The 12,206-nt window shown below is 66.1% G+C and carries 9 protein-coding genes; 7 read left to right on the top strand and 2 right to left on the bottom strand.

Annotated elements, in window-relative coordinates:
• The first annotated feature begins 247 nt into the window (after window positions 1-247).
• Genes FJ222_09630 through FJ222_09610 form a run of 5 tightly spaced genes read left to right on the top strand, consistent with a single transcriptional unit; the run spans window position 248 to window position 5,818 of the window.
• Window positions 248-1,360, top strand: coding sequence for a M42 family metallopeptidase (locus FJ222_09630; GenBank protein ID MBM4164682.1), 1,113 nt, complete (start codon window positions 248-250; stop codon window positions 1,358-1,360).
• On the top strand, window positions 1,278-1,934 hold the full coding sequence (locus FJ222_09625; protein MBM4164681.1) for an ACT domain-containing protein: 657 nt from the start codon (window positions 1,278-1,280) through the stop codon (window positions 1,932-1,934). Before FJ222_09630 ends, FJ222_09625 begins: the two co-directional genes overlap by 83 nt.
• A gap of 3 nt (window positions 1,935-1,937) precedes the next feature.
• Window positions 1,938-3,311 carry a PFL family protein gene (locus FJ222_09620; protein ID MBM4164680.1) on the top strand — a complete coding sequence of 458 codons (1,374 nt, stop codon included), beginning with the start codon at window positions 1,938-1,940 and terminating at the stop codon, window positions 3,309-3,311.
• Window positions 3,312-3,319: 8 nt separating this feature from the next.
• Window positions 3,320-5,278, top strand: coding sequence for a hypothetical protein (locus tag FJ222_09615; GenBank protein ID MBM4164679.1), 1,959 nt, complete (start codon window positions 3,320-3,322; stop codon window positions 5,276-5,278).
• Window positions 5,279-5,818: a YraN family protein gene (locus FJ222_09610; GenBank protein MBM4164678.1), complete on the top strand. Its 540-nt coding sequence runs from the start codon at window positions 5,279-5,281 to the stop codon at window positions 5,816-5,818.
• Window positions 5,819-5,843: 25 nt separating this feature from the next.
• On the opposite strand, the gene FJ222_09605 is transcribed toward FJ222_09610, so the two are convergent.
• A complete protein-coding gene (locus FJ222_09605) occupies window positions 5,844-6,917 on the bottom strand; it encodes a M23 family metallopeptidase (protein ID MBM4164677.1) in 1,074 nt (357 codons plus the stop codon).
• A gap of 45 nt (window positions 6,918-6,962) precedes the next feature.
• Between FJ222_09605 and FJ222_09600 the strand changes: the two genes are divergently transcribed.
• Window positions 6,963-7,919, top strand: a complete 957-nt coding sequence (locus tag FJ222_09600) for a hypothetical protein (GenBank protein MBM4164676.1) — start codon at window positions 6,963-6,965, stop codon at window positions 7,917-7,919.
• A gap of 1 nt (window position 7,920) precedes the next feature.
• On the opposite strand, the gene FJ222_09595 is transcribed toward FJ222_09600, so the two are convergent.
• Window positions 7,921-8,880, bottom strand: a complete 960-nt coding sequence (locus FJ222_09595) for a helix-turn-helix domain-containing protein (protein MBM4164675.1) — start codon at window positions 8,878-8,880, stop codon at window positions 7,921-7,923.
• Between FJ222_09595 and FJ222_09590 the strand changes: the two genes are divergently transcribed.
• Window positions 8,828-12,079, top strand: coding sequence for a hypothetical protein (locus tag FJ222_09590; protein MBM4164674.1), 3,252 nt, complete (start codon window positions 8,828-8,830; stop codon window positions 12,077-12,079). The genes FJ222_09595 and FJ222_09590 overlap by 53 nt on opposite strands.
• Window positions 12,080-12,206: the final 127 nt, after the last annotated feature.

Genomic DNA, 12,206 nt, shown 5'->3' with positions numbered 1-12,206 from the left:
GCGCAGGCTGAACCGGGAAAAGAGATCCTCGTTCGAATTGTCTCCATGCTGGTCGGATTGATCCGTAGCACATCCCCTGATCGTGTGCATGAGCCGGGAGCCGTCTACGAGCCGGATCGGCAAAGGGTGGGGGATTAAGATTAAGATTACGATTACGATTAGGAATTAACGACCTCATCAGAACTGCCATGCGCCCTTTGCCCTGGGCAAGGCGGATGAACACTGTCACACTTTCTCGCTCTGTGATATGATGGCCGCCCTTTTTTGGAGAGGAGCGTCTATGACATTGGATACATCCGCGCTTGAATTGTTGAAACGGCTGCTGGCGACGCCGACGCCTTCTGGGTGGGAGGCGAACGGCCTGCGTCTGCTGGCCGCCGCCCTCCAACCGCACGCCGCGTCGGTCTCGCTCGATCTGCACGGCAACCTCCACGCCGTGCTCAACCCCGGCGCCCCCATGCGGGTGATGATCGAGGGGCATTGCGACGAGATCGGGTTCATGGTGCAGTATATCGATGACAAGGGCTTCCTGACCCTCACCGCTGTCGGCGGGGTGACCGTGCCGCTGCTCGCGGGCGAGCGGGTGGTCATCCAGGGCCTCGCCGGCCCGGTCAACGGCGTGTTCGGCGTCCGCCCGCCGCACCTCATGAAGCCCGACGAGCGGGACAAGGTCGCGCCCAAGGAGATGACGGACATCGTGGTCGACATCGGCGCCTCGAGCCGGCAGGATGCCGAGTCGCTGATCGAGTTGGGCGCGCCGGCCGTGATCGACGCTGGCTGGCGTCCGCTCGCGGGCGACCGCGTGTCGTGCCGGGGCTTTGACAACCGGATCGGCGCGTTCATCGTCTGCGAGGCTTTCCGCCGCCTGGCGGGCCAATCACTCGCCGCCGAGATCCATCTGGTGGCATCGGTGCAGGAGGAACTGGGCCTGGTCGGCGCGACCACCGCCGCCTATGCGATCCGCCCGCATGCCGGAATCTGTGTGGATGTGGGGTTCGCCTCGGACACCCCGGGCAACGACAACAAGCTGGTCGGGGATGTCGCCCTCGGCAAGGGCCCGATCATCGGTTACGGCCCGACCTATAATCCGGTTCTCCGGGGCCACCTGGAGAAAACCGCCGCCGCGCAGGCCATCGCCTTTCAGCGCCAGGTCCGCAGTCGCGGCAGCTCGACCAACGCCTGGGCCATGCGTCAGGCGGGCGGTGGCGCCGCGGTCGCCCTCATCAGCGTGCCGCTTCGCTACATGCACAGCGCGGTCGAAACCCTCAGCCTCGGCGATGTCGAAAACAGCATCCGCCTACTCCAGACGTCGCTCGAAACGCTCCCATCCGCTACCGAACTCGCGCCGGCGCTGCCCTGAACACGTCATGAAACAAGCCATCATATCCGTGCTTCTTCCCGACCGCGTCGGCATCCTGCGCGATGTGACGCGGGTGGTCTTCGACCAGGGCGGCAACATTGTCGTTATCCGACAGACCATCGTTCACGGCTTTTTCAGTCTGGTGTTCACGGTTGCTTTTGCGCGACCCGCCGACCCGGCGGCGCTGTCGGCGGCGCTGGCTGGCGCGCTCGAGCCGGATGCCGCCGTCACGGTTCGGCCGTTTGCCAAGCCGCCGCCCACGCCGCTGCCGGCCGGGCCGACTTACGTTGTCACGACCCACGGGCCCGACCGCCCCGGGACGGTGTACGGCATCAGCCAGTTTTTGGTCGACCGGGGGATCAACATCATCGATTGGACGGTCGAGGGCGAACACGACGACGTGGTCTACATCGCCGAGGTCGTGCTGCCGCCCGAGGCCGACTTTCGCCAGGTGCAGGCCGACTTCCGAGCCGAGATGGCTCGGCGCGGGCTGCGCGCGTCGATCTGCCACCAAAACATCTTCCGCGCCACGAGCGAGATCGGCGCGATCCACAATCTGCTTTCCGGGAATTGAGCCATGATTGCACACCAAGGCATTCTGGACACCTTGCGCATGGTCGAGCAGGAGAATCTCGACGTGCGCACCGTCACCCTCGGCATCAACCTCAACGTCTGCGCCGGCCGCGACCCCGATGCGATGGTGCGCGCCGTTTACGACCGGATTGTCGCCCTCGCGGGCTGCCATGTGGCGTTCTGCGACGAGGTGTCGGCCAAATACGGGCTGCCGATCGTCAACAAGCGAATCGCGATCTCGCCCGCTTCGATCCTCCTCGAAGGGCACTCTGTGGAGACGGCGGTGAAGCTGGCGCAGGCGCTGGATCGGGCGGCCGCGGCGGTGCGGATCGATCTCCTCGGCGGATTCTCGGCGCTGGTTCACAAAGGGATCACCCCGGGCGAGCGGACGCTGCTGGAGGCGCTGCCGCAGGCGCTCGCGCAGACCGGGCGGATCTGCGCCTCGATCAACGTGGGCACCACCCGCGCGGGGATGAACGTGGATGCGATCCGCCTGGCCGCGCGGCAGATCATCGCCACGGCGCAGGCGACCCGGGCGCAGCGCGGGTTCGGCGCGGCGAAGATCGTGGTCTTTGCCAACATGCCCGAGGACAACCCCTTCATGGCCGGAGCGATGCTCGGCGCGGGCGAGCCCGAATGCGTGATCAACGTCGGCGTAAGCGGACCCGGCGTGGTGAAACGGGCCATCGACCGGCTGCTGGCCCGCTATCCCGATGCGACGCTCGACCGGATCGCCGAGGAGATCAAGCACACCGCCTTTCGCGTCACCCGCACCGGCGAATTGATCGGCCGCGAAGTGGCCGGCCGGTTGAACGTCCCCTTCGGCGTGGTGGACCTCTCGCTTGCGCCGACGCCGCGCGTGGGCGACAGCGTCGGCGAAATTTATCAGGCCATGGGCGTTGAGCGGGTCGGCGCTCCCGGAACAACCACCGCCGTGATGCTGCTCAACGACGCCGTCAAGAAAGGTGGCGCGTTCGCCTCGAGCGCCGTGGGCGGCCTCTCCGGCGCCTTCATTCCGGTCATGGAGGATCACGCCCTCTCAGGTGCGGTCGAGCGGGGGGACTTGACCCTGGAAAAGCTGGAGGCGATGACGGCGGTCTGTTCGGTCGGGCTGGACATGATTCTGCTGCCGGGCGGCACAACCGAGGCGTGCCTGGCGGGGATCATCATGGATGAGGCCGCGATCGGCATCTCGACCCGCAAGACCACGGGTGTGCGGGTGATCCCGGTGCCGGATGCGGCACTCGGTGATCGGGTTGATTTTGGCGGTCTTTTTGGCGCGGGGGTCGTGACCGCGCCAGCGTGCCCCCAGGGCGCAGAGACCTTTGTCGGGCGCGGGGGACACATCCCGGCGCCGATTCACGCGCTTATCAATTGAGGAGTCCGATGCGATCCATTCGAGGAGGAGACTGGCGTCTGTGGGGGGTGATCGTGGGTCTTGTGGCGGTGTGTTGCGCCCAGGCTCCGGCGGCCGATGTGCGCGTGATTCACGGACACGATTCGGTGCCCGAGGGCGAACGGCGGTTTGCCGCCGCGCTCGCCCGGCATGTCACTCGCTGGTATCGCGAGGTCGGGCTGGAAGCCGAGACGGCCGACGACACGGCGCTGGACAAGAAATTGAGCGGCCAACGGGTGGCGGTGCTGGTCTATGTGTCGCAGCCGACGGAGGTGCAGGTGGCGGCATGCCGCGCATTCGTCGAACAGGGCGGACGCCTGATCGTCTGTTATTCGGCATCGGCGGCGCTCGGCGAACTGATGGGCGTGCGCGTGACGGGGTATCAGCGGGCGGGAACGGATGGCCGCTGGTCGGCCATGCGCTTCGCGGCCTCGCGACCGGCGGGCGTTCCCGAGGAGATCCGCCAGACGTCCCCCAACCTGATGGCCGCGCAGCCGGTGGAGGGGCGCGCGTCGGTGCTGGCGTGGTGGGTTGACCGGGCGGGTCAGGCGACCGACCCGGCGTGGCTGGTGTCGAACAACGGCTATTGGATGACGCATGTGCTGCTGGCGGACGGGGACGCCGCAGCCAAGGGGCGGTTGCTACTCGGATTGGCGGCGTCGGCCGACCCGTCGTTGTGGGGGAAGGCGGCCCGCCGCCTTCTGGAACAGGCGCGTCTGGCGGGCGCTTACACCTCGCCTGCAGCGATCGAGACGGCGGCTCAGAAGGTCGCCGATCCCGCCAAGCGCGTGCGGGCGGTGGTTGCGGCTCAGGCCGCCGCGCGCTGGGAGCGGGAGATCCGCGAGCGGCTCCGCACCGGCCAGGGATTTGACGCCTGGAACGGCGTCATCACGTTGCAGGGGCGGATGCGCGAGGCCTATGGTTTGTTGCAAACGGCTCGCAACGGAGAGATCCGCGCCGTGTGGGATCATTCCGGGATGGGCCTCTATCCGGGCAATTGGAAGCGGACCTGCATGCTGTTGGATGCGGCGGGGGTTTCCGACCTCTTGGTGAATGTCGGCGGGGCGGGGTTCGCCCATTATGCCAGCGACGTGCTACCGCGCTCGCGCATTTTTGTGGAGCAGGGCGACCAGCTCCGGGCGTGCATCGATGCGGCGCGCCCCTACGGCATCCGGGTGCATGCCTGGCTGCTGTGTTACAGCACCGAGCAGGCGACGCCCGACCGGTTGGCCATCTTCGGCAAACGGGGCTGGCTGCTCACCCACCCCGACGGCCGGGATCGGCCGTGGCTCGATCCGGCGGTGCCCGAGGTGCGTGACTATCTGACGCGCGCGGTGCGCGAAGTGGCCGAGCGCTACGCGCCGGACGGCGTTCACCTCGATTTTGTCCGCTACCCCGACTTCAACGGCAGCCTCGGACCGACCGTCCGCTCCCGCTTCGAACAGGCGCTGGGGCGCCGCCTCAAGGCCTGGCCGCAGGATGTGGGCTGGGGTGGGCCGGAGCGGCCGGCGTTTATGCGCTGGCGAACCGAACAGGTCGGGCGCTTCGTGGGCGATGCCCGGCTGGCGCTGCGCGCGCATGCGCCCGGCAAACTGCTCACCGCCGCTGTGTTCGGCAAGTATCCATCCTGCGTGGAGGCTGTGGGGCAGGATTGGGAGGCTTGGCTGCGCAACGGACTTCTGGACTATGCGATGCCCATGAACTACACCGAAAGTCTCGAGGCTTTTCAGGCGCTGGTGGCCGACCAGACGCGGACCCGAACCTTGGCGCGGCAGATCATCCCCGGCATCGGCGTGACCGCTGCGGAGAGCCGGCTGGACCCGATCCAGGTAATCGATCAGATCCGGGCGTTGCGTCAGGCCGGCTGTCCCGGTTTTGCGCTGTTCGATCTCGACACGACCCTCCAACAGGAGATCCTGCCGGTGCTGCGGCTGGGGATGATGGAGTGAATGAGAGTGCGGGAGAGTGTGGGAGCGGGGGAATGTGTGAACAGAGGCGGGCGGAAACAGTCGAGCCGGTGGCGGGACCGACACGTTGACGGGGCTGGCTCCCGGATGTGGAGACGATTCCTCGTCTGGGTCGGGTTGACGCATGATCGGCTGGCGGACGCGCCGCTCGACCTGGGGGTGTGGGGCGAGGACCAGGCGGCGGACCGGCTGCGGCACAACGGCTGGAAAATCCTGGGGCGCCGGGTGCGACCCAACCGGCGCGACGAGCTGGACATTATTGCGCTCCGTGACGGTGTGCTGGCTTTTGTCGAGGTCAAGACCCGCACCGATGAGCGGATCGCGCGGCCGGGGGCGTCCGTCAACGCCACCAAGCGCCACGCCCTCAACCGTGCGGCCCGCGCTTTTCTGAGTCAGGCCGGGTTTCCCGACCTGATCTACCGGTTCGATATCGTCGAGGTGGTCGGCCGCCCCGGCGGCGCCCCGCCCGAAATCCGCTGCAACGAGGATGCCTTCCCGTTTGAACGGATGACGTGGCGGTAGTCCGGCAGGGATCGAACGACAGCCCTCATTCCGGGAAGGTCAGCAGGTTGACCCAGCGCTGGCCCGCCGGGGTGAGCGCGGGCTTTCCGGGCGTGCCGCTGATCAGCTTGCGGGACTGGTAGATCAGCGCAGGCGCGGCGGGGCCGAGCCATTCGATGGCGGGCGCGGCGACGCGGTCGGCGCGCCGCTCGGCCCGCATGGGGATGAACTGGCTCGAAAACGTCACCGCCCAGGCTGCCGGCCGGGGATCGGCGGCGCCCTCGATCAGCCAGGGGTAGAGCCGGAGCAGGTCGAAACGGGGCGTGGCGTTCACAATCAGCCGGAAGAGCGGCGTCTGACCGCGGATGTAGTTCGTCACCGTGAGGGCGGGATCGGCACGGACGGCGCGGGTCAGGCCGACCGGATCGAGACCGGCGAGGTTCATGCCGTTGAAGATGCCGTGCGTGTCGGGTGTCTGGGGGTGGTGTTTTTTGAACCAGCCGCCAAAATTGCGGTTTAACATCAGGCAGAACTCATAATGCAGATGGGCGCGGGACTTGTTGATGCCGGCGCCGGTATAGCCGATGCGGCCGATGCTGTCCCCCTGTCGGACCGCATCGCCACGCGCCACGGTGATCGCGGCCAGATGGGCGTAGAGCGTGTAGTAAGGGGCGCCCTGCAGCGTGTGCTCGACCACGACATAGCGCCCATAGTTGGAATTGCCCGGCACGTTGGACACGTGGACGACGCGGCCGTCGGCCGGGGCGGTCACGGGATCCAGCGGCTCTCCGCGCGCGTCGTGCCTCAGAGGCCGGATGTCCACACCCTCGTGAAACTGCGTGTAGACCACGGTTCCACCGATCTGCAGCGGCGTGCGGGTGAATCCGTAGAACCCGCCCCCCAGCGCCTGTTCCATCTTGCCGTCGACCAACCGGTCCACGTACATGTAAAACCGGTCGGGGGCGTTCTGGAAGACCGACTGATTCTCGGTCGGCAGAACCAGCCACAGCCCCGCCGCACAAGCGCACCCGGCAGCCGCGCTAGCCAATAGAATGAAGAGCCATCTGCGAAAGTACATGGCCGCATCTTGCCAATCCGGAACGGGAACGTCAAGGCCCATTCACACGGGTTTGCCGATTTTCAAGCCGTATGCTATGCTGCTCCCATGAAACACGAACCCGAAACCAGGCGAAAAGGCCGGACAGGCGCAACACGTCGGATCTGTGCGGCGATTCTTCTGTTTGCGGCCACGGAGGGGCAGGCCTTCTTCTGGCGGTCGAACAAGGTGTCCGAAGAGATCGAGGCCGCCGCGAAGCGGGCGTCGGACCTTTCCCGCGAAGCCGAATTGGTCTGGAAAAATGACCAGGACTGCGCGCGCGCCGAGGCGCTCTACCAGCAAGCGGTGGACCTCTGTCTGGAGGCCGAGGCGAAATACCCCAAGGCCGATCTCGGGGCGGTGCGCTTTAGGCGCGCGTTCTGCGAGACGCAGATCGATCAGGTGAAGTTCGACGCCGCCACAGGGCCGCGCCGGCGAATGGCGGTGATGGGGGCGAGGCCCGCCGTGTCCGCAGAAACTCAGGCGGCGGAAGCAGGCCATCCGGATGAAGCCGATGGCGCCCCGAGGCCCGTCGCGCCCGAGGCCCCGGTGGAGGCCCCGCCTGCCGAAAACCAACCGGCGTCGGTTGAGGACGAGCTGGCCTGGGCGCGCGACATGCTCGACACCGACGACCCCGCCGAGGCAAAAACCGCGCTCATGAACGTCTTGCGTGTCGATTCCGAGCACCGTCCGGCTCGCCTCATGCTGGCCGTGCTGGAATGCAAGCGACGGGCGTTTCAAGACGCGCTTTTGATTCTGGAGGATCTGCAGGCGGAGCGCGAAGACGAGGCGGTGCAACTGCTGATCGCCGGCGCGTATCTCGGAGCCGGGCAGCCGTATCGGGCCATGCTGGAGCTCGACAAGCTCCTCATGAAGAACCCCACCCATCCCGACGCGCTGATGAACATGGCCTACCTCACGCTGGAGATGTCGGCCAAACCCGCCGAAGCGGAAATGTACTACCGGCTGGCCGTCAAATTCGGTGCTTCGCGCGATCCGGCGTTTGAAAAACGGCTGGGGCTCTGACTTACACCCGGCTCCGGCCGAGGTGTTCGAGGACGAGCTGCTCCGTCTCGATCACCGCAGCGTAAAGCGCGGCGCCGTCGGCGGCCTGGCGCATGCGCGGCAGGACGTCGGGTGTGCCCAGCATGGTACAGAGGCGCGCAAGGGTGTGGAGGTGGAGCCGGTCATCGAGGCAGCAGACCAAGAAGAAGAGGTCGGTGTTCTCGCCGTCAGGCGCACCAAAGGGGATCGGCGTGGCGGTGCGGGCGAGAACGATGAACGATTCGGCGGCGATGTAGGGGTCGTGTTTGCTCGGATGAACGAGGGCCACGCCGCCGCCGAGGCCGGTGGAACAGGCGGCTTCGCGCGCTTCGAGGCTGGCAATCAGGTCAGCCGGGGCATAGAGCAGCCCAGCCTGCTCGGCAATGCCCACGAGTTCGCGCAGAACCGATGCCTTGGTGCGCGAGGGAAGGCCGACCACCGTGCGGCCGGGGGCGAACAGCCCGCGGATGACCGCATAGTCGCCCGCGCTGCAGCGTGTGATCCGTGAACTTTCGCGGTGATACTCTTTGAGATTGCGTTCGGTCATTCGCAAGATCCGCTGCGACGCCCAGGCGTCCAGCTCGTCGCGGTCAAAGCCTACCCTCCCGCCACCCGCTTGACACGGCACCTCCCCCTGCTTCAGCAGACGGAGTAGGTAGCCGGTATCGAGGTGCAGATATTTCGCTGCCTCGTCGAGTGTTAAATAGCTGCCAGCCATGCCGCATTGTAGTCTAGGGCGAGAGGGCGCCGCAAGGGACTTTTTGGGGTCAGCATGCAGACGTGAACTCTGGACTTCTTCCTTCATTTCTGGCATGCTCTTCCCTGTGAATATGAATAGGTTACGTCCTGCGCTGCCGATTCTACTGGGTCTGATCTGGTTGGGGGCCTTCTTGAGCCTGGCGCAGACGAACGACGCCCCGGCGCACGGTCGGCCTTTCTTCATGCCGGAGCAGGAGCGGACACGCCTGCGCGAATTGATCGCCAGCCAGGAGTGGGCCCGGACGGATTACGCGCGCATCCAGACGGACGCCCGCAAGGGCAGCGGCCGCCTCGCCGCATTCCTGTTCGCGCTGGACCGCGATCCCGTCTATGTGCCCGCCGTGCAGCGGTGGCTGCTGGATCTGTTCGGGGAGAAGGGCTCCCGTGTCGGTCGCGCACGGGGAGCGCTGGCCAATCCCGAGTTCTTCCAGGGCGGGGTGCCACATCTGAGCGATGTCTTTTACGACACGGATTTCACTCCGTATGTCGCCTTCGACTGGGCCTATACCGGACTGGAGCCGGAGGCGCGGGCGACGATCCGGGAAGGGATCGCCACATTCATGCGGTATAAAATGCGGTGCATGGACCGCTGGACGCAGACCCCCAACCTGGTGCTCAAGCCCACCGCCATCGTCGCCGTGGCCGGGCTGGCCATTCAGGACCCAGAAGCGATCGCATGGGGTTTCTACCGCAAGCCGGAGTCGGACATTGGCGGGTATTTTTCGGTGCTCAACACCGTTCTGAAGGATGGCGGCGCCTGGCACGAGTCCCCCACCTACCCCATCGTCCATACCGATCTCTATTGCATGGCCATGGTCTCCCGCTATCGCGCGCGCTATGACGGCACGGACTGGTGGAGCACCCCGGCACCCAACGGAGGCAGTCCGAAAGGGCTGATGGACTACTATATTGACACGGCCTATCCCATTGAGCGCACCGGTCATGGCCCCGGACAGATTCGGGTCGTCACCTACGGCGATGGCGCCACAAGCGCCAGTGGCGATCTGTTTCTAGCTAATCTTGCCGGCCCCGGGATTGATATGGCCCGGGCGCTGGTCGCAGCGTATGACACCTCCGGCGATCCGCGTCTGGCGCCGTTTGTCGCGATGATCCCAAACTACAAACCCGACCTTCTGGACCGGCGCCCGCTGCCCGAGACGATTGCGTTCCCTGCCGCGCCTTCGAAGATCTGGCCCGATTACGGGCTGGCGATCTTGCGCGCGGACGAGTCTCCAGCCTACTGGACGAACGACGCGCCCGTGGTGTTCCAGCTCATGACTCAAGGCTACGGCCACGAACATGCCGACAAATTCGGCATCATCCTCCACGGGGCTGGGCGCCTGCTCTATCCGGACTACAACGCGATGCAGTATGAAAACCCAGCCATCGGCTGGTCGCGCAATACCATCGCCCACAACACGCTCATGGTGGATGAAGGCGAAACACGCAGCACGCGGCCATCGGCCGTCCGATACGCCTTCACGCCGGAGGTGAAAGTCCTGGCGACGTCGGCTTCGGGCGTTTTCGAGGGGGTTGACCAGACGCGCGCGTTGCTGCTGACCCGCGAGTATCTGCTCGACGTGTTTCAGGCAGGCAGCCCGACCCCCCGCACCTATGACTATCTCCTCCATAGTTTCGGCGCGCCGCAGCCGGTCCAGCACGAACGGTTCACCCCTTCGGCGGCGCTGGATCGGCGATTCTGGATGGTGAGCGATCGCCAGGCGATGACCACCGACGACTCATGGGCGCTGGACTTCGTGATCCGCGAGGCTCCGGGCGGCCGCGCGGGCGCGTTCGGCCCGGAGTGGTACGCGCACACCGCCGCGGTCCGCGTCACCATGGCCGCTGAGCGCGGCACGCTGGTCACCTGCGGCACGACCGGCGCAGAGATGGCCAAGCGGGTGAAGCGGCCCTGCGAGACGCTGGGCATGCTGATTGCCCGGCGGGCGGGCGTCCGCGATACCGTCTTTGTGGCGGTTCACGAGCCGTATGCCAACGCGGCCGCGCCGCAGATTTCCGCCGTTACGACGCTGGCGCGATCCGACCGGGCCCTGCTGGTTCGCGTGGACGCCACCACCTACACCGACTACGCCGCCGTATCCTTTGGGCCTCAGCCGGGGGCGCCGGAGCACGTGTTGGTGGCAGACGACCCCGCGAAAACGAGTGTCGCGTTCACGGACTACGGCTATCTGCGTGTCTATCCCGACGGCGCCATGGTCGCTCGCGGCGGATGGACGGGACTGCGCCTCCCGGCGGTCACGGGCACGCTGACCCTCAACGGCAACCCCGTGCCGATCACGCAACAAGACGGCTGCACCACCTCTGGCGTCATCGGGACTTTCGCCAAACCGGTCCTCGTCGCTGAGGCGGAATGTCCGCTGGCCATTCAGATCACGCCGGCGACGGCGCGATTGGAGCCATCCAGCCGGCGCACACAGACCTTCTCGGTGATGAACACGCTGAATGAGACGGTGTCGGGGTCGCTCGTGTTCGATCTCCCCGCTGGCATCACGATCGAGCCGCCCGCGCCTGCCTTCGCATCCCTTCCGCCCGGGAAAACGGCAGACGTGCCGGTGACCTTCATTGCGGATGCCGGGGTCCCAGCGGGAAAACGGATTGTCCCGTATCGCCTCACCTTCCGTGCGGGGAGCGCCGCACCGATCACCTCGGCCGCTCTGCCGGTCACGCTGACGGTCGGTCCGGTCCTGAACGCCGTTTATCAGCATCCGAAGACGAACGTCTTTCAGGTCGATGCGCCGCAGTATACGATACGCCATGATATGTTCGGGGGCTTATGCCGCTATCTGGCCGATGATGACGATACGGTACGACTGGACGGCGAGCCGCTATTTACCTTCAGCAACGGGGACCGCGAGGTCTTGTTTCCTGGCACCAGCCAAGCCTTCACGTGGGTCGCCGAGGCCCCGGCCCGTCTCAAAGCCCATGCCTACGATATCTGCCGGTATCATGTCGTCTTCGGATCCGACCGCATCACGGTGAGGATGGATTCCGTCTGGACGCAATTCGATCCGGCTCGCTTCACCGTGCCGGGCCGGTGGGTTTCCCCCGGGGGTGAACCGAGTTGGGCCCAGGTCGTCGCGGTGGATGCCGGGGGCCGAGACGTGACCGCGAAGCCCGGAACCGATCTCCGGATTGCCGCCGCCGAGCTCGCCTTTCCCGGTGCAGCGTGGCATCTGGCGTTTGCCTTCACACCGCCGCAACCGGTGACCTTCAACGGGACCGAGTTGCAGTTTTCCATTGGCACCCGCAACGATGATGCCTGGTCGGTGGGTTTCTGCAGGCCGGGCACATTGGATGAGTGGCGCAAAAGACCCGCGACGGAAGAGCGGGATCAAGGGATGGAGTTCAGGAGGAACAAATGAAAAACTCTCGCATTTCTCTGGCGCTGGTTATTCTGGCGCTGGCCGCAATCGGTTGCCGGGCGGTGGGGCCTGAACGGATCTGGGATGACGCCGCCGCCGCCGAACCGCTGCCGGGCGGGCGGCTGCA

This window comes from Lentisphaerota bacterium (assembly GCA_016873675.1).
Classification (GTDB): Bacteria; Verrucomicrobiota; Kiritimatiellia; order RFP12; family JAAYNR01; genus VGWG01.
This window is presented reverse-complemented; position numbering and strand designations above follow the sequence as displayed.